Source organism: Brevundimonas bacteroides DSM 4726, from assembly GCF_000701445.1.
GTDB lineage: Bacteria > Pseudomonadota > Alphaproteobacteria > Caulobacterales > Caulobacteraceae > Brevundimonas > Brevundimonas bacteroides.
Window position 1 is genome coordinate 102,672 of sequence record NZ_JNIX01000001.1, and the last position, 17,388, is coordinate 120,059.

21 protein-coding genes are annotated in these 17,388 nt (G+C 68.2%); 6 read left to right on the plus strand and 15 right to left on the minus strand.

Going from position 1 to position 17,388, the window contains the following annotated elements:
- Positions 1–6 precede the first annotated feature (6 nt).
- From Q333_RS0100395 to Q333_RS0100405, 3 genes are read right to left on the minus strand one after another with little or no spacing between them, the layout of a single operon-like run.
- Positions 7–720, minus strand: a complete 714-nt coding sequence (locus tag Q333_RS0100395) for a DUF4159 domain-containing protein (protein ID WP_157072320.1) — start codon at positions 718–720, stop codon at positions 7–9.
- Positions 721–733: 13 nt separating this feature from the next.
- Positions 734–2,059, minus strand: a complete 1,326-nt coding sequence (locus Q333_RS0100400) for a TldD/PmbA family protein (protein ID WP_029414766.1) — start codon at positions 2,057–2,059, stop codon at positions 734–736.
- Between the two features lie 21 nt (positions 2,060–2,080).
- Positions 2,081–3,715 (minus strand): TldD/PmbA family protein, encoded by a 1,635-nt coding sequence (locus tag Q333_RS0100405; RefSeq protein WP_029414767.1) that lies wholly within the window; start codon positions 3,713–3,715, stop codon positions 2,081–2,083.
- A 193-nt stretch (positions 3,716–3,908) separates the two neighbouring features.
- Between Q333_RS0100405 and Q333_RS0100410 the strand changes: the two genes are divergently transcribed.
- Positions 3,909–4,115 carry a hypothetical protein gene (locus Q333_RS0100410; protein WP_029414768.1) on the plus strand — a complete coding sequence of 69 codons (207 nt, stop codon included), beginning with the start codon at positions 3,909–3,911 and terminating at the stop codon, positions 4,113–4,115.
- Complete coding sequence (locus Q333_RS17780) at positions 4,115–4,552, plus strand: hypothetical protein (RefSeq protein WP_211249667.1); 438 nt, start codon at positions 4,115–4,117, stop codon at positions 4,550–4,552. Before Q333_RS0100410 ends, Q333_RS17780 begins: the two co-directional genes overlap by 1 nt.
- Here the strand turns inward: Q333_RS17780 and Q333_RS0100420 are convergent.
- A complete protein-coding gene (locus Q333_RS0100420) occupies positions 4,549–5,355 on the minus strand; it encodes a hypothetical protein (RefSeq protein WP_029414770.1) in 807 nt (268 codons plus the stop codon). The genes Q333_RS17780 and Q333_RS0100420 overlap by 4 nt on opposite strands.
- Positions 5,356–5,518: 163 nt before the next feature.
- On the opposite strand from Q333_RS0100420, the gene Q333_RS0100425 reads away from it, so the two are divergent.
- A complete protein-coding gene (locus Q333_RS0100425; protein WP_029414771.1) occupies positions 5,519–5,842 on the plus strand; it encodes a hypothetical protein in 324 nt (107 codons plus the stop codon).
- 8 nt (positions 5,843–5,850) lie between these two features.
- Here Q333_RS0100425 and purQ read toward each other — a convergent pair whose 3' ends face one another.
- From purQ to purC, 6 genes are read right to left on the minus strand one after another with little or no spacing between them, the layout of a single operon-like run.
- Positions 5,851–6,513 (minus strand): phosphoribosylformylglycinamidine synthase subunit PurQ, encoded by a 663-nt coding sequence (gene purQ, locus Q333_RS0100430; RefSeq protein WP_029414772.1) that lies wholly within the window; start codon positions 6,511–6,513, stop codon positions 5,851–5,853.
- Between the two features lie 33 nt (positions 6,514–6,546).
- Positions 6,547–7,257 carry an HD domain-containing protein gene (locus Q333_RS16235; RefSeq protein WP_084175561.1) on the minus strand — a complete coding sequence of 237 codons (711 nt, stop codon included), beginning with the start codon at positions 7,255–7,257 and terminating at the stop codon, positions 6,547–6,549.
- Positions 7,258–7,279: 22 nt separating this feature from the next.
- The gene (locus Q333_RS0100440; RefSeq protein WP_029414774.1) at positions 7,280–7,744 is read right to left on the minus strand and encodes a YbhB/YbcL family Raf kinase inhibitor-like protein; all 465 of its coding nucleotides are present in this window, start codon (positions 7,742–7,744) and stop codon (positions 7,280–7,282) included.
- Positions 7,745–7,799: 55 nt separating this feature from the next.
- Positions 7,800–8,150 carry a hypothetical protein gene (locus tag Q333_RS0100445; protein WP_029414775.1) on the minus strand — a complete coding sequence of 117 codons (351 nt, stop codon included), beginning with the start codon at positions 8,148–8,150 and terminating at the stop codon, positions 7,800–7,802.
- Between the two features lie 10 nt (positions 8,151–8,160).
- Positions 8,161–8,397, minus strand: coding sequence for a phosphoribosylformylglycinamidine synthase subunit PurS (purS, locus tag Q333_RS0100450; RefSeq protein WP_029414776.1), 237 nt, complete (start codon positions 8,395–8,397; stop codon positions 8,161–8,163).
- The gene (purC, locus tag Q333_RS0100455) at positions 8,397–9,155 is read right to left on the minus strand and encodes a phosphoribosylaminoimidazolesuccinocarboxamide synthase (RefSeq protein ID WP_029414777.1); all 759 of its coding nucleotides are present in this window, start codon (positions 9,153–9,155) and stop codon (positions 8,397–8,399) included. Before purC ends, purS begins: the two co-directional genes overlap by 1 nt.
- A 302-nt stretch (positions 9,156–9,457) precedes the next feature.
- Between purC and Q333_RS0100460 the strand changes: the two genes are divergently transcribed.
- On the plus strand, positions 9,458–9,781 hold the full coding sequence (locus tag Q333_RS0100460) for a DUF1476 domain-containing protein (RefSeq protein ID WP_029414778.1): 324 nt from the start codon (positions 9,458–9,460) through the stop codon (positions 9,779–9,781).
- Between the two features lie 70 nt (positions 9,782–9,851).
- Here the strand turns inward: Q333_RS0100460 and Q333_RS0100465 are convergent, their stop codons facing one another.
- The 4 genes from Q333_RS0100465 to purB form a co-directional block, all read right to left on the minus strand.
- Entirely contained in the window at positions 9,852–10,418 is a 567-nt protein-coding gene (locus Q333_RS0100465) for a fasciclin domain-containing protein (RefSeq protein WP_029414779.1), read from the minus strand.
- A gap of 266 nt (positions 10,419–10,684) precedes the next feature.
- Positions 10,685–11,281, minus strand: a complete 597-nt coding sequence (locus Q333_RS0100470) for a fasciclin domain-containing protein (protein WP_029414780.1) — start codon at positions 11,279–11,281, stop codon at positions 10,685–10,687.
- 131 nt (positions 11,282–11,412) lie between these two features.
- Positions 11,413–12,144, minus strand: a complete 732-nt coding sequence (locus Q333_RS0100475) for a 2OG-Fe(II) oxygenase family protein (protein ID WP_029414781.1) — start codon at positions 12,142–12,144, stop codon at positions 11,413–11,415.
- Positions 12,145–12,147: 3 nt separating this feature from the next.
- The gene (gene purB / locus Q333_RS0100480; protein ID WP_029414782.1) at positions 12,148–13,443 is read right to left on the minus strand and encodes an adenylosuccinate lyase; all 1,296 of its coding nucleotides are present in this window, start codon (positions 13,441–13,443) and stop codon (positions 12,148–12,150) included.
- A gap of 66 nt (positions 13,444–13,509) precedes the next feature.
- Between purB and Q333_RS0100485 the strand changes: the two genes are divergently transcribed.
- Positions 13,510–14,178 carry a glutathione S-transferase gene (locus Q333_RS0100485; protein ID WP_029414783.1) on the plus strand — a complete coding sequence of 223 codons (669 nt, stop codon included), beginning with the start codon at positions 13,510–13,512 and terminating at the stop codon, positions 14,176–14,178.
- Between the two features lie 197 nt (positions 14,179–14,375).
- Here the strand turns inward: Q333_RS0100485 and Q333_RS0100490 are convergent, their stop codons facing one another.
- A complete protein-coding gene (locus tag Q333_RS0100490) occupies positions 14,376–16,100 on the minus strand; it encodes a lytic transglycosylase domain-containing protein (protein WP_051651009.1) in 1,725 nt (574 codons plus the stop codon).
- Positions 16,101–16,290: 190 nt separating this feature from the next.
- Here Q333_RS0100490 and Q333_RS0100495 point away from each other — a divergent pair, with 190 nt between their 5' ends.
- Entirely contained in the window at positions 16,291–17,280 is a 990-nt protein-coding gene (locus Q333_RS0100495; RefSeq protein WP_029414785.1) for an aldo/keto reductase, read from the plus strand.
- Positions 17,281–17,388 lie beyond the last annotated feature (108 nt).

Below are 17,388 nucleotides of genomic sequence, written 5' to 3' on the forward strand. Positions count from 1 at the left end.
GGATTCTCAGGCGGTCAGAGCGTAGATGACAATGTTGACGGCGAACTTGGTGTTGTCTTCGGCGAGGAAGCGCTTGTTTCGCCAGTCGTAATCCCACTCGCAGCCGTAATCCTTGTTGGAATAGAGCACGCCGATCCGGCCATCGACGACGATGGCCTTGAGGTAGTCGTGGACAAGGTCGTCGCCCCAGCCGTTGAGCTCCATCGAGGTGTTGGGCGGGCCGTCGGGAAAGTCGAAGAAGGCCGAGTAGATCGGGTGGTCGTTGGGAATCTTGTCCAGCGCGCCCTCGCCGAACAGGGCCGCCATCTGGCGTTCGAAGGTGCGGGCGAACAGTCCGTCGATGTCGTGGTTGCAGTCGTCGACGAAGACGAAGCCGCCGTTCTCGACATAGGTGCGGAAGTTTCTCGCCTCGGCCTGATTGAACTCCACCAGCTTGTGGCCGGCCATGTAGCAGAAGGGGGCGGTCAGCATGGCAGGGTCCGCCAGATCGACCACCCGCTCCTCCGGATCGACGCGGAGGTTGGTGTAGTCGACCAGCGAGGTCAGGACGTTGGCGGGCATGCGCTCGTCCACGTCCCAGTTGCCCGACTGATAGCGCAGCCGGGTGAACCAGAAGTCGTAGGTGGTCTGGGCCGCCGCGGGAGAGGGGAGCAGCGTCGCCGCCGCTCCCCCCGCCAGAAGGCGAAACAGGTCCGCGCGTGTCAGGGTACTCAGGGACACACGCGGAGATCCGTCAGACGGCGTCGGACAGCGACGTGAAGGTGAAGTCCCTCAGACGCATCGGCGGGATCATCATGGTCTGGCCGTCGCCGACCCGGACCGGACGGCCCAGCTCGTCGATGTTGTTCAGCATGATCACGGGCGACTCGTTGAAGCGGAAGTTCTTCAGCGGATATCGGAGCTCGCCGTTCTCGATGTAGAAGGTGCCGTCGCGCGTCAGGCCCGTCAGCAGCACCGTCTGCGGGTCCACCATGCGGATGTACCACGTCCGGCTGACCAGGATCCCGCGCTCGGTCTCGCGCACCAGGTCCGAGGTCGACTTGGTCCCGCCGGTCATGATGATGTTGCCAGGACCGGCGGTCGGGGTCTTGCCCTGACGCTGGGCCCAGTAGCGGCCGTAGATCAGGTTGGCGATCTTGCCGTCCTCAACCCAGGAAATGCGCTCGCGGGGCAGGCCGTCGCCGTCCCACGGCAGGGCGGGCACGTTCGGATCGGCCGGGTCGGAATAGAAGTTGACGCGCGGGTCGAAGACCTGCTCGCCGATCTTGTTGCCGCCGCCCGCCTTGGACAGGAAGCTGCGGCCCTCATCCGCAGGACGCGCGGCGAAGAAATTGAACATGAAGCTGATCAGGCCGGCGGCCGCCGCCGGTTCCAGGATCACCGTGTACTTGCCCGGCTCCAGCGCCTGGGCTTCGGCCGAGGCAGAGGCCTTGCGCATGGCGATCTGGATGTCGTCCGAAGCGTTGAAGCTGCGGATGTCCTGCACGTTCTTCGCCACCCAGCCGGACCCGCGACCGTCTTCGGTGCGCACGGTGCAGGTGTAGTCGGCCTCGGTGGAGCGTTGATAGCCGAAGTTGCCGTTGGAGTTGGCCGAGGCGAAGAAGCTCTGGCCGTCCTGCAGGAAGCCGGCGGCGATCAGGTTCTGCGCCTTGCAGGGTTCGATCGAGGCGCGCGCCACCTCGGCCCGTTGCTCGGGTGTGATGTCAGCCGTCGCCTGGCTGAAGGTCTCGGTCGGGCGATAGGTCTGGCGCTCGACCGCTGGCATGAATTCCGGGTTCTCAGGCGCGAGACGCGCAAGATCCTCGGCGCGACGCACGACGCGCTCAAGCGCGGCGTCGGAGAACTCGTTGATCGAGGCGGTACCGACGCGACGGCCGAACGCCACCTGGACGCCCAGGTCGATGTTCGACACGACCCCGGACGTGGAGACGTTGTTCAGGGCGAAGCGGATATTGCCCTCGACGCTGCCCGTCAGGGTGGCCGTGCACTCGTCGGCCTGCGACAGGGCGATCACCTTGTCGAGAATGGCCTTGGCTTCGGCTTCGGTCATGATGCTCATGGGATTGTCCCTCCGATCCGATCAGCCGAGCGAACGCGCGGTGTTGATGACGTTGATCCCGTCGAAACGGGTGGTCGAGGAGCCGTGGCTGACGGCCGAGACCTGCGACGGCTGACCCTTGCCGTCGAAGAAGGAGCCGAACAGGCGATAGTCGCTCTCGTCGCAGATGGCCGAGCAGGCGGCCCAGAACTCGGGCGTCCGCATCTGATAGGCGACGTCCTCCAGCGGCTGGGTGATCTGGCCGTTCTTGATCTCGTAGAACAGGGTGCCGCCGAACTGGGCGTTGTAGCGCTGCTGGTCGATCGAGAAGGAGCCGCGGCCCAGGATGTAGATGCCGTTCTCGACGTTGCCGATCATGTCAGCCGCCGTCATCGGGGTGCGGCCCGGCGCCAGCGAGACGTTGGGCATGCGCTGGAACTGAACCGTCGACCAGCTGTCGGCGTAGGAACAGCCGTCCGACGCCGTCTTGCCCAGGATGTGGGCCTGATCGCGGGTGCACTGATAGTCGACCAGAATGCCCTGATCGACCAGGGGCCAGCGCTTGGTGGCCACGCCTTCGTCGTCGTAGCCCACGGCGCCCAGGCTGCCGACCTGGGTCTTGTCGGCGAACAGGTTGACGATCTCCGAGCCATAGCGGAACCGGTCGCGGCGCTTGTCCAGCGTCGCGAAGCTGGTGCCCGCGTAGTTGGCCTCGTAGCCCAGCACCCGGTCGAGCTCGAGCGGGTGACCGACCGATTCGTGGATGGTCAGGCCCAGGTGGTTGGGATCGAGCACCAGGTCATAGCGGCCGGGCTCGACAGACTTGGCGGTCAGTTTCTCGCGGGCCTGGCGGGCGGCGGCTTCCGCGTCCTCGCGCATGTCGTAGGACATGCCGTAGCTTATGATGCCGCCGGGGCCGTTCAGCTTGTCGGCGGCGTTGCCGTCCAGATACTCGTAGCCGAGGCCCATGGGGGCCGACAGGCCTTCGCGGCTGCGGAACCGTCCGGTGGTGGGGTCCACGGCCGTTACGGTGAAGGGCGCCCAGATGCGGTGGACGTCCTGGTCGATGTAGGAGCCGTCGGTCGAGGCGAAATACTTCTGCTCGTTCACGAGGAAGAGCTGGGAGTTCACGAAGTTGGCCCCCGCCGCCGTCGCCGCGGCATTGACGCCCAGCAGCAGCTCGACCTTCTCGGCGATCGGCACCTCCATGGCGTTGCGCCGGATCGGGGTGCGATAGCTGACCTCGCCGACGCCGGGCGTGGGGGCCAGCTGGACAGGCTGGGTCTGGTTGACGGCGTTGGCCTTGGCGATGGCGACAGCGAGGCGGGCGGCCTCGGCCACGGCTTCGGGCGTCATGGTGTTGGTGGCCGAGAAGCCCCAGGCCCCGTCGGCGATGACCCGCACGCCCACGCCCGTCGATTCGGTATTGACCACGTTCTGGACCGTGGCCTCCCGCGTGATGACGAACTGGCGCAGATACCTCCCCACGCGCACGTCGGCATAGGACGCCCCGGCCCCGGTCGCGGCGCTAAGGCCTGCATCGGCCAGACGCTTCTTGACGGCCACGTCGATGGTCTCGGTCAGCTGGCTCGCCGCGATGGCCCGCCCGGCGAAGCCCGGCAGCAGCACGCCGCCCGCTCCGATCCCGCAGGCTGCAAGGAATTGACGTCTATCCAAGGCTTCCTCCTCCGCCGGCGTCCGGCATGGGCGGACGCAACTGCACGCGACGGACGGCCCCCCGCGCACCCGGCGGGCATCTTCACCGGGCGGGGCTCCAAGTAAACCTGCGGCATCATTACATTCTCGACACCTTTCGGTCGCGGAACCGCAACCGGGCCCCGGCGCTCAATCAACAGCCAAGGAGGCTCTCATGACCGACCAGCCCATCGACCCCGCCGCGACGCCGGACGACGACACGGCGCCCGAGATCGCCGCCGACGATGCGGGCGCCTCCGCCATCGCCGAACGGCTCGGCCGCGAGGGCGAGAGCCGGGTGATCGACCCGCGCGAGGCGGACGACGCCATCGACGGCGCGGACGCCGAGGATGAAGAGGGCGTGGACGGGGAGGGGGTCTGATGGCCCGCACCGGCTCCGAGACCACGCCCACGCCCGCCGACCACCAGCAGATGGATCGCTCCAACGATCCGGCGGTGACGGCCGAGATGAACGCCCTGGCCCCTGCCGTCGCCATGACCAGCCGCCATCAGCGCCTGACCGGCTCGGCGCATGGCGTGGGCAGCATCGGCTTCGACGACCCAGGCGTGTTCGACGTCGGGGCGGGGCCAGACGCGCCGCCGCCCGAGCTGTACGACACCCACGCACTGCCCGAGCCCGGCCATCCCCGCGACGATTCCGGCCGCGAGGAGCGGTTGGGGTCCGGCGGCGTCTCGCCGTGCGGCGATCCTGGGCCGCAGCCCTACGCCAAGCGGATGACCGAGGCGAACAGCTTCGCCCCCGAACACGATCCGGACGAGCGCCGCCTGAGCGGCGGCCCCGTCGCCCCGGCCGACTAGGCCAGGGCTTCGGCGGGACGGTCGCGGCGCAGGCCCAGAACCAGCCAGAGCGCGCCGCCCAGGACGATCAGCGACGCCGCCAGCGCGCCGAACGCCAGTGTCAGGTTGCCCTTGTCCTGCTCCGCCACGAAGACGCCGAGCAGGCCCCAGGCGACGGGAATGGGATAGGCCAGCACCCGGACGCGCCACGTCACAAACAGGGCGAAGGCCGCGACGATCGCGACGGCCAGAAGCGCCCAGGCTGTCGGCGGCAGGGCGGCAGGCAGGTCGCCGTTGCCAGTCGCCACCGTCAGCAGATTGACCGGCGAGGCCACGGTCAGCCAGCCCGCCAGCGCCGCCAGGGGCCAGACCGTCAGCCACCGGTCGCGATCGCCTTTGGGAAGAGCGCGGATCGAACGGGCATGGGTCAGGAGCGGGATCAGCAGCACAATCAGCGAGCCGAAGATCAGCACGATGGTCGCGACCTCCGCGTCCCACGCCGCCGCCAAAATCCACCAGCCGATGCCGAGCAGCGCGAGCACCGACGGCCATCCGAACGCCCGCAGGATGTCGCTCTCGCCGGTCTGGGGCAGCACCTGGCGCACAGCATAGGCGATCAGGCCGAAATAGATCGGCCCCCAGATGGCGAAGGCCCAGCCGACCACCCGCAGCGTCGCATCGCTGTCGGCCGAGAACTCGGCCGGCGTCTGGCCCAGCCCGGCGAACTGCTGCAACTGACCCGCCACCACGGCGAACAGGGCTGCGGCCAGCACGAGCATGCGGCGGGTTCGGTCGGCGCCAGACGGGCGGACGATGGATGACATGGCGGGCTCCTTCTCGAGGTGTTCTACGCCTTCGCAGCCGCGCGGTTCACCTTCGCGTGTGCGGCAAATAAGTCTGCGGCCAAGCTGAAACGCGCGAGCAGAGCGCGGGTTACGGCGAGTGTGGGCGCGGGCTGTTCCGCGCCCCTGGCAGCGGAGAGCCACGATGACCGACGCGACCAACACCGACGAGACCTTTGATCCCACCGACGTCGAGGCCACGCGCGGCCGCGAGCAGGGACTGGGCATGGGCGAGCGCGAACTCAATCAGCAGGGTGATGTCGGCAACACCGTCGCCGCGCCGAAAGAGGAGCGCGACTCCCAGTCCGCGTCGCAGGACGACGACGATGAGATCGATCAAGACCTGCTCGACGAGAACACCTCCGTGCTCGGCTCTGACGAAGAGGGCGGCCTGGATGAGGACGACACCGGCTACGGCTCTGACGACGGCGAGCTGGAAAACGCCACCGACGACGAGGCCGTCGACTAAGACGAGGTCTAGGCGGCCGCGTAGATCGACCGGAACAGGACCGCGCCGTCCGCCGAGCCCAGCTCGGCCTCGAAGGCACGGTCGGGGTGGGGCATCATGCCGAGCACATTGCCGCGCGCGTTCTGCAGGCCCGCGATGTCGCCGACCGAGCCGTTGGGATTGTCGACGTAGCGGAACACGACCTGGCCCTCGCCCTCGATGCGGGCCAGGGTCTCGGCGTCGGCGAAGTAGTTTCCGTCGCCGTTGCCCTGGGTCATGACCACCTCGCGCTGGCCCTGATAGCCGGCGGTGAACCGCGTCTGGCCGTTCGTGACTTCCAGGGTGATCGGTTTGCAGACGTATTTCAGCCCGGCGTTCCTCAGCAGGGCGCCCGGCAACATCCCGGCCTCGCACAGGATTTGGAAGCCGTTGCAGATGCCGACCACGGCCACGCCGTCGTCCGCGGCCTTCTTGACCGCCTGCATGACCGGCGACTGGGCCGCCATGGCGCCGCAGCGCAGATAATCGCCGTAGGAGAAGCCGCCCGGCAGGACGATCAGATCGAGGCCCTTGGGCAGCTCGGTCTCCTGGTGCCAGACCATCTCGACCCGCTCGTTCGTGGACCGCTCGATGGCGACCTTGCAGTCGCGGTCGCAGTTGGACCCGGGGAAGACGATGACGGCGGCGCTCATGGCGCGGGCGTGTAGCAGGGTTCGCGGCCCCTGTCAGGGGCGCGCGCCCTCCGGCGTTTCGCTCCGCACGCGGGCGAGGAACTCGGTCATGACCGCGACGCGGTCAGGAGCCATGCGCTGGGCGGCCTCGGTCTTCAGGCGGGGCGGGATGTCGACGGCGAAGCGCTCGATGCGACGGAGCGCCAGGTCGTAGTCGTCGCCCTCGCCGGTGGCCGCAAGCAGCCGGGCGGAACCCAGCGCACCGAGGAAATCCAGCGCATCGGCGTCGTGCATGACGATGGCCTCAGGGCCTTCGGGCTCCTTGTCGTACATGTGGCCGAGGATGGCGGCGCGGACGGCGGGGAACTTCTCCATCGGAAAGCCCGCGTCGCGTAGGAAGGGCTCGGCCAATTCGACCGAGCGCACGGCGTGGTCCACGCCCGGCGCGGCGAACGGCGCGATGCCGCCCCAGTCGTGCAGGAAAGCGGCGGCGAACAGGACGTCGGCATCGACGCTCAGCCCCTCGGCCTCGGCCAGCGACAGGGCCAGCAGATAATTGCGCTCGGAGTGCCGCCAGCCCCAGCTTGGGTGGGCCATGTTCTGCTGCGCATGGGCATGGACGGCCCGCCGCCAGGCGCTGTCCAGAGGAATGCCTGCGGGCGTCGCCGTGGCTTCGGCCGGTGCGGTCTGCGCGTCTTGCCGGGCCGTGGCGGGGGTCGCGACCGCGAGCGCCGCCAGCATGGCCGTTAGTGCAATCTGTCTCATCGCATCGCCCCCGTGGATGGCCTCAGCCCTTGTTCTCGTAGACGCCCGTGATCTGCGCCTTGGCGAGGGTGTGGAAGTGGAGGTTGAAGCCGAACTTGGCCCCGCTGTCCTCCGGCGTCACGTCCAGCTTGTCGACGTCCACCGCGAAGACGGTGAAGATGTAGCGGTGCGGCCCGTGACCCGCCGGCGGCGCGGCTCCGCCGAAGCCCGGTTGGCCAAAGTCGGTGCGGCCCTCGACGGCGCCCGACGGGACCGGGGCGCCTGCCGCGATCTCGGTGACGTCGGCGGGGATGTTGGCGACGGTCCAGTGCCAGAAGCCGGAGCCGGTCGGGGCGTCTGGATCGTAGCAGGTGATGGCGAAGGACTTCGTCCCTTCCGGCGCGCCGGACCATTTTAGATGCGGCGAGCGGTTGCCGTGGGCGTAGACCTGCGCGTCCGGCAGGGTCTCGCTGTCCTTGAAGTCGTTCGAGATCAGGGTGAAGGCCATCGTGAGACTCCCAAGTGGTGAGGCATGAACGTGCGATGCGCGGTGGCGTGCCTGTTCAGAGCAACTGCTGGGTCCAAATCACCAGAAACCCGCCGACGCCCATGCCCAGGAAGCCGAGCGCGAGACGGTTCAAGAGGCCGATATGCCGTGCAGGCTTAGCAGCCTGGCGAGCGGTCACCACCTGGTTGATGCACGATAGGGACAATAGACCGCTGACAGCGAGAGCGGCGATCACGAGGATCAAGGCTTCGGTCGGAATATCCGCTGCTTCGGTCTGCTGGAACGTCAGGACAGCGCCCAGGATCAGAAGGCACAGCGACAGAAGGTACTTCGACAGATCGTAGACCAGCAGATCGGGGGCCGTTTCCGGTCCACCCTGCGGCTTCACGACAGCGTCTTCTTCCATGCCTCGGCCTCTACTTGAACTCGATGCGGTAGCTCTCGATGACGGTGTTGGCGAGCAAGATCTCGCACATCTTCTTCGCCTCGGCGGCGGGGTCCTGGGCGCCGTCGAGGTCGAACTCTATGAGCTTGCCGACGCGGGCGTTCGACACGCCGCCCCAGCCGAGCCCCTTCAGGGCGCCTTCGACGGCCTTGCCCTGGACGTCCAGCACGCCGGGCTTGAGGAAGACGTGAACCTTGACCTTGGCCATCAGTGCAGTCCCCCCTGAATCACGGTCGGCATGTCCTTCATGATGCCCAGGCGGCGCGCCACCTCGGCGTAGCTCTCGATGACGTTGCCCAAGTCGCGGCGGAAGCGGTCCTTGTCCAGCTTCTCGCCGGTGGAGCTGTCCCATAGCCGGCAGCTGTCGGGGCTGATCTCGTCGGCCAGGATGATGCGGGCGAAGTCGTTCTCCCAAACCCGGCCGAACTCGATCTTGAAGTCCACGAGTGTGATGCCGACGGCCCCGAACATGCCCGACAGATAGTCGTTCACCCGCAGCGTCATGGCCAGGATGTCGTCGATCTCCTGGGTGCTCGCCCAGTTGAAGGCCGTGATGTGCTCCTCGGTGACCATCGGGTCGTTGAGCTCGTCCTTCTTGTAGTAGAATTCGATGATGGAGCGGGGCAGCGGCGTGCCCTCTTCGATGCCCAGGCGCTGGCTCAGCGAGCCGGCGACGATGTTGCGGCAGACGACCTCCAGCGGGATGATCTCGACCTCGCGGATCAGCTGTTCGCGCAGGTTCAGCCGCTTGATGAAGTGGTTGGTCACCCCGATGCCGTTCAGCCGCATCATGATGAACTCGCTGATCTTGTTGTTCAGCACGCCCTTGCCTTCCAGCGTCGCCTTCTTCTGAGCGTTGAAGGCGGTGGCGTCGTCCTTGAAGTACTGGATCAGGGTGCCGGGCTCGGGGCCCTCATAGAGGATCTTGGCCTTGCCCTCGTAGATCTTCTTGCGCTTGGGGGTCATCATGTCGGTCCTTGACCGGGCCTCTCTGGGCGTCGCCGAAAACGAAAATCGCGCGGCCAGAGGGTTCGTCTGGGCGGCGCGATCCGGTCTCGAGCTGAGCGGGGAATGTTTCGCGCCCGACTTAGCCGAAATCGCCCTGCGACACAAACGCCGACCCGGAGCGAGACCGCCGCGCCACACCGGGCTTGATCCGTGCACGACCGTCCGCCTGCAAGCCGTTATCCATTGCCTTGGAGCCGATGGGGGATATAGACCACGGCCGCTGACCCGTTCGCGGTCGGCCCGAGGAGCCACGACCACGCATGACGACCTTCAACGATCGGGAAAAGGGCTTTGAGTCCAAGTACGCCCTCGATCAGGAGCAAGAGTTCAAGGCCATCGCCCGCCGCAACAAGCTGCTGGGCCTGTGGGCGGCCGAGAAAATGGGGCTGAGCCCGGAATCGGCCGAGGACTACGCCAAGGCGGTGGTGCGCGCCGACTTCGAGCAGCCCGGCGAGGAAGACGTGTTCCGCAAGCTGGATCAGGACTTCAAGGGTTCGGGCATCAGCGTGTCGGAGGGCGAGATTCGCTCCAAGATGGATGAACTGGCTTCGGTCGCGCGCGAACAGGTCCGCGCCGGCGAATAGGCTTAGAGCCTTTTCAGAATCATGACGGCCGGCGGATCGCTCCGCCGGCCGTTTTGCTGTGCGCCAGCCGTCAGTGGCCGGGCGTCAGGACGCCGTCGATGACGTGGATGACGCCGTTTGAGGCGTTCACGTCGGCAGCGGTGATCCAGAAGGTCTCGCCGGTCGAATCGGTCAGGCGCAGACGGCCGCGTCCGGCGTCCTGGGCGGTCAGCCGTCCACCCTCAACCGTCGTCAGCGTCGCGCTGCCGCCGCCGACGCGCACGGCGGTGGCGAGGTCGGCCGCGGAGATGCGGCCGGGCACGACGTGATAGGTCAGGATGCGGGTCAGCTGGCCCCGCTGGCGCGGCTGGACCAGACGCTCGACCGCGCCGTCGGGCAGGGTCTCGAAGGCGGCGTTGGTCGGGGCGAAGACGGTGAAAGGACCGCCGCCGGCCAGGGTGTCGGCGAGGCCTGCCGCCTGCACCGCCGCGACCAGGGTCGAGAAGTCGGGATTGGCGGCGGCGACGCCGACCAGGGTGGTCGAGGCCGCTGCGGCATGAGCGGGGCGTGCGGCGCGGGGCCGGTCGTGAGCCGTCGCCGCCGTCGCGGTGAGGACAAGCGCCGAGGCGGCGAGGAGCGAACGTGAAACTCGGGTCATCGGGGAAGTCTCCTGTGCAAGGCCGCCCTCGGTGCGGGGCGGCTCACAGGGAGCTACCGGGCGACATGGGTCGCGGACGCGAACCGTGACGCTTAAATTTCCGTAATCGAAACAGCGCGATGATGGCGCTGGGACGCGAAAAAGGGCCGCAGCGGGGGGTCTGCGGCCCTTCCTCCATCGGGGGCCTGGGGGGAAGCCTCACCCGATATCCTTGCGTCGTGCGCCCCATCGAAATGCAGCGCACGACATTTGGTTCACTGGAAAAATCAGCCCGGCATCACGACCGTATCGATGGCGTGGATCACGCCGTTGGTCGCGGCCACATCGGCCTGGACGACGCGCGAGGTGTTGCCCGCCGCATCGGTCAGGGTGATGGAGCCGTCGGCGTTGGCGCGCGCCGTCAGGGTGCCGCCTTGCACCGTGGTCAACTGGGCCTGACCGCCGCCGGCGGTGATCTGTTCGGCCAGGGCCGCGGCGCTGACGTTGCCCGGGACGACGTGGTAGGTCAGGATGCCCGTCAGGTCGGCCTTTCCGGCCGGGGCCATCAGGCTCTCGCGCGTGGCGGCGGGGATCTTTTCGAAGGCGGCGTTGGTCGGGGCGAAGACCGTGAAGGGGCCGGCGCCATTCAGCGTCTCGACCAGTTCGGCGGCCTGGACGGCGCTGACCAGGGTGGTGAAGTCCGGATTGCCCTGGGCGACGGTGACGACCGTGCCTGTCGCGGCCGGGGCGGCCGGCTCCATCGCGGCCGTGTCGGTGGCAGCGGCGTCGGCGGCCGGGGCTTCGGTCTCGCCGCCCGAGTTGCAGGCGGCCAGGCCCAGGATGGCGGCCGAGGCGACGGAAAGGGTGAGAATGCGGGTGTTCATGGGGTCAGACTCCTGAATACGCGCGCGCCCGTCAGCGAAGGCTGCGGGCGGCGTCGGAGCAAAGACGGCTGAGCTTCACAAAGGATGCCTCGGCGATCACGTTTTCCGGCGCGACAGGGCGACGCAGGCCCTCAGCCGACGGGTGGATCGTCCCGCAGCCAGCCGGTGATCGACAGGCGGGGCGCGCCGGCGTAGGGCGCGACGGGCGCCACCGAGTGCCACTGCGGGGCCTTGAACAGCGTCAGGACGTTGAACTGCGGGCGCAGGCCGCGCGTGATGTCACCGGCCTCGTTATGGAACAGGAGCTGGCCGCCCCAGTCGGTGCGCCAGTCGCGGGTCAGGCCGATGGTGTAGGCGGCGCGGCGCTCGCCCACGCCCGTGTCGTTGTGCAGCGTCAGGAAGTCGCCGGGCCGAAACAGGGTCGCCTGGGCGTCGATCTTGGTGATGCCGGTTTCGCCAGCCACGGCGGCGCAGAAATCGCGAGCCTCGGGGCTGTTAAGCAGTTCGACCAGTGCGTGGGTGGGATGACCGGGATCGCGGCCGTTCACGAGGGCCTCGATGATCGGATAGGCGAGGTAGCTGAAGCCGAAGCCGGTGCGTGCGGCCTCCAACGCCACGCGGGCCTTGGCCGCCACGCCGTCGCGGCCGAGCGATTGAAGCATCGGTGGCGACAGCCATTCGCCTCGCCCTTGAGCATCTGAAAGCGACAGGCCCCAAGGTGTGGCGGTCTTGAGCGCTGCCTCGATCCGGTCGGCGCTGTCAGGCGTCAGGAAGTCGAAAACCTGGACGACGCCGTCGCGCCGGAACTCGCCGGCATAGTCGCGGGCGTCGAGCTTGGGGTTCAGGCGGATCAGGTCGGACACGGCCTAACCGAACACCCGCTTGAACACGGTGTCCACGTGCTTGGTGTGGTAGCCCAGGTCGAACAGCGCATCGAGCTCTGCGTCCGGGACGACGACGTCCGGGTCGGCCTTGAGGAAGTCGAGGAAGTTCCCTTCGCCGCGCCAGACCTTCATGGCGTTCCTCTGAACCGCCGCGTAACCGTCCTCACGCGAGACGCCCGCTTGGGTCAGGGCCAGGAGCACGCGCTGGGAGTGGACCAGACCGCCGAGGCGGTCGAGGTTCTTCGCCATGTTCTCGGGATAGACGACCAGCCGCTCGACGACCATCGCCAGACGATGGAGCGCGAAGTCCAGGTGGATGGTCGCGTCCGGCCCGATGCCGCGCTCGACCGAGGAATGGCTGATGTCGCGCTCGTGCCAAAGGGCGACGTTCTCCATGGCGGGCGTCACGGCCGACCGGACCAGGCGGGCGAGGCCGGTCAGGTTCTCGGTCAGGATGGGGTTGCGCTTGTGCGGCATGGCCGATGAGCCCTTCTGGCCCGGATCGAACGGCTCCTCGGCTTCCAGCACCTCGGTGCGCTGGAGGTGGCGGATCTCGATGGCGAGGCGTTCAACCGAGGAGGCGACGACGCCCAGCGAGGCGAAGAAGGCGGCGTGCCGATCGCGGGGGATGACCTGCGTCGAGACCGGCTCGATGGTCAGGCCCATCTTCTCGGCGACGTATTCCTCCACAGCCGGATCAACGTTGGCGAAGGTCCCCACGGCGCCGGAGATGGCGCAGGTGGCGATTTCCTCTCGCGCCGTCAGTAGGCGGCGTCGTGCACGCTGAAACTCGGCGTGGTAGCCGGCCAGCTTGAGGCCGAAGGTGACGGGCTCGGCGTGGATCCCGTGGCTGCGGCCGACGCACGGCGTGAACTTGTGTTCCTTCGAGCGGGTCTCAAGCGCGGCGAGCACCCGGTCGACGCCGGCGATCAGCAGATCCGAGGCGCGGGCCAGTTGGACGGCGAAGCAGGTGTCGAGCACGTCCGACGACGTCATGCCTTGGTGGAGGAAGCGGGCCTCCTCGCCGACGGTCTCGGAGACGTGGGTCAGGAAAGCGATGACGTCGTGCTTGGTGGTGCGCTCGATCTCGTCGATGCGGTCCGAGTCCCAGACCGCGTTCCTGCCCTTGGCCCAGATGGCGTCGGCGGCCTCGCGGGGAATGACGCCCAGCTCGGCCATCTTGGTCGCGGCATGGGCCTCGATCTCGAACCAGATCCGGTATTTGGTCTCCGGCGACCACAGGGCGACGGCGTCGGGGCGGGCATAGCGGCTGATCATGGGGCGGGGTAAAGGCGGTGCGGCCCGCCTATGTCAAGGAATCGCGGGGCAGGGGAGACGCCAAGAATGGAACTGATCGTCGGCAACATCGCCTTTTCGACCTGGTCGCTGAGGCCCTGGCTGGTGCTGAAGCGGTGCGGGGCGGAGTTCGCCCTGACCGAAATCCCGCTGTACGGCGAGGGCTGGAAGGAGCGGCTGGCGGAGGTGTCGCCGTCCGGGAAGGTGCCGCTGCTGAAGGTCGACGGCGAAACCATCTGGGACTCGCTGGCGATCTCGGTCTGGGCGGCGGAGCGGTATCCGGATGCGAAGCTGTGGCCGGCCGATGCAGCGGCGCGGTGGCTGGCGCGGTCGGTCGTGTGCGAGATGCATTCGGGGTTCGGGGCGTTGCGGACGGAATGCGCGATGGGCCAGGACGCGCACGGCGTGGTCCATACGATGGTCGGCGAGGACCGGGCCGGTCCGCCGACGAGCGAGGCTGTGGCGGCGGATGTGCGGCGGCTCGTCGAGATCATGGTGACGATGCGGTCCCGGTTCGGGGCGGGCGGGCCGTATCTGTTTGGCGAGTGGTCGATGGCGGACGCCTTCCTGACGCCGGTGGCGTGCCGGTTCCGGCACTATCGGATCGATCTGGCCGCGCATGGCGACGACGGGACGGCGGCGGCCTATGCGGCGGAACTGCTGCGGCAGCCGGATTTCCTGGCGTGGACGGAACTGGCGAAGCGCTCACCTCTTTAGGATGGCGAACGCGCCGTTAAGGGCGATGGCGAACCCGGGCTTAAGGGATCGCCGTTATACTGAGCGACGATTTCGGGAACCGCCATGTCGACTGAGCGCTCGCCAGAACCCGTCCGGGGCCGCCCCAGCCTGATGAGCTATGGGCTGTTCATTCTTGTCGGCTGCTGCCTGTGCGCCTCGCTGGTAGGAAGCCTGCTCTAGCGGGCGCCGGTCGCGGGCGCCGAGGCCAGCTGCGGGGCGGGAGCCTGTTCTGATGGCGGCGGCGGGACATGGTCCAGGCTGATCGGGATGTGGCGCTGGCCCGCGACGACGGCGTCGAGCGTGTTCAGCGGACGGCCGGCCAGACGCTGATAGATCCAGTAGGCGGCGACGACCTTTTCGACGTATTCGCGGGCCTGCGGCACGTCGATGGTTTCGATGAGCAGCAGGGGATCAGGGTCGGGGCCGAGGCGGCGGAGCGCCTCGATCATCGGGCGCGGGCCGGCATTGTAGCTGGAGACGGCGCGCAGCAGGTCGCCCTGGAACTCGGGCCGGGCCAGCATGCGGTTGACGTATTCCTGGCCGAGGCGGACGTTTGTAGCCGGCTGGAACAGGCGGCGCGGATCGGAGACGAAGCCGCGATCACCGGTCATCTCGGCTGCGGTCGTAGGCATGACCTGCATCATGCCATAGGCGCCGACGGGTGAGCGGGCCTCGGCGTTGAAGCCGCTTTCCTTGCGAGCGATGGCGTAAACGAGGGAGCGTTCCAGCGTCCAGCCGCCTTCCGGATTGATCTCGGGCTGGGGATAGTCGGCGGCGTCGATGCGCGAGGCGTCGTTGGCCGCCGAGCCGCCGAGCCGCGGGCCGAGCACGCGGGCAAGGCCGGTCCAGAGGCGACGGGTGGCGTCGCCGGCGGTGCGCAGGCCGTTCCTGAGTTCATCGCGGGCGTCGCCGCGGCGGCCGACCTCGAAGAGGGCGACGGCGCGACGGGCGCGGGGCTCCTCGCGCAGGAAGGCGTCCATCTCGCGCTGGTTGACGCCGGCGGGCTCGTCCATCAGCGAAGCGGCCTGGACGGCGTCGTAGGGCACCGGGCCACCGTTGATGATCGTCGCTTCCTGGCCAAGCTGGCGAAGCGCGATCTGGCCGTAGAAGGTCGCAGGCCAGCGGGCGGCGAGGCGCAGGAACTCGGTGATGCGGTCCTGGCGGCCGGTCTGACCAGCGGCGCGGGCCGTCCAGTAAGCTGCACCGGCGCGAGTCCAGGCGTCCTCGGTGGGGTCGACGGCGACGCGCTCGAAGGCGGAGAAGGCGCGCGGGTAATCGCCGGTACGCCAGGCGGCCAACCCGACCGTCCACCAGTCGCCGATCTGTTCGCCGAGCGTGATCGCCGTGGGCAGGTCGTCGCGGTTGAGGGCGACACGGGCCGCGCGCGCCGGATCGGCCTCGGAGTTGCCGCCGCCGGCCGCGACCGCGTCCCAGGTCCGGGTGACGTAGACGCCGGCGGGTCGGCGCGGTTCCGGCGCCCCATCGGGACGCCGTCGCATGGCGAGCGCATGAACCCGCTGGGCGCTCGGCAGATCGGCGTAGTCGTTCAGCCAGGCCGACAGCTCCTCGAAGGTCGCCGTGTAGTCCGGGTGAAACAGCCGTTCGAACTCGACCTGTCCCAGCAGGACGCGATCATCGGCCTGACGCGCGGCGTCGCGGGCGGCGTCGAGATCCCCACGCCGAAGGGCGTCGAAGGCGGTGGTGTAGTTGAGCCGGTCGGCGTTCGAGAGGGCGCTGGGGGTGATACGCAGCGTGTTCTGCTCTTCGTCAGCGACAACCGCCTCGTAGGGCTCGGGCGCGGCGAGAGCGGGGGGGGCGAAGACGGACAGGGCCAGTGCCGCGAGCGGGGCCGCAATGGCGATCGTCGGCGCGGCCAGCGCGCGTCGGCGGAAATCGGTCAAGGCGGCGGCCCCCCGTGATGCGCGTCGCGGTCTCGATCCGGGATCGACGCGCGGTCTGCGTTCGGTCGTCAAGCAGGGACCATGCCGGAATCCGACTGTTGGCTCAATCGGTTCGCGGTGCGACCCCTCGCCCTTGTGATCCATGAGGCGGGCGCCGATTTTGTGGCGGAAACCCTAACGGAGCCCGCTCATGAACATCCGTCGCCTTGGCAAGAATGGCCCCGAAGTCTCCGCTCTCGGCCTCGGCTGCATGGGCATGAGCGCCTTCTACGGCGCGCCGTCCGACGAGGTGACCGCGACCTCGGTGCTGCACCGGGCGCTCGATCTGGGGGTCACCCTGTTCGATACCGCCGAGATGTACGGCCCATACACGAACGAGGAGCTGCTGGGTCGGGCCTTCGCCGGCAAGCGCGACGGGGTCTTCCTCGCGACCAAGTTCGGCATCGGCTGGAACGCCGACCGCACGGCGCTGAAGGTCGACGGCTCGCCCGCCAATGTGCGGCGCGCGATCGAGGGCAGCCTCAAGCGGCTGAACACCGACCACGTCGATCTCTACTATCTGCACCGTGTCGATCCCGATACGCCGATCGAGGAGACCGTGGGCGCGATGGCCGAGCTGGTCGCGGAGGGCAAGGTGCGGTTCCTGGGGCTGTCGGAAGCCGCACCCGTGACGCTGAGGAAGGCCCACGCGACGCATCCGATCACGGCCTTGCAGACGGAGTATTCGCTGTGGTCGCGCGAGCCGGAAGACGAGCTTCTGGCGCTGTGCGATGAGCTGGGCATCGGCTTTGTGCCCTACAGCCCGCTTGGGCGCGGGTTCCTGTCGGGCGAGATCAAGTCGATCGACGATCTGGAGGAGGGCGACTTCCGACGGTCGAACCCGCGGTTCCAGGGCGAGAACTTCCAGAAGAACATCGACCTGGTTCATGCGGTCACGGCGATCGCGAAGGACAAGGGCGTGACGGCGGCGCAGCTGGCGTTGGCCTGGGTGCTGGCGCAGGGGGAGGCGCTGGTGCCGATCCCCGGAACGCGGCGGGTGCGGACCCTGGATGAGAACATCGCGGCGGTCGACATCGCGCTGACGTCCGAGGATCTGGCGCGGATCGAGGCAGCGTTTCCGAAGGAGGCGGTGGTCGGCGATCGCTATGCTCCGGCGGGACGGGCGGCGCTGAACCGGTAGGGCCATGCGCCATCGCTCTTCCGCTGTGAACGGGTGGGAAGGGCGGGCGGAGCAGCCGGGCCTTCGCCCGGAGACCGTATGGAATGTTGTTTCGGCGAAAGACGACTG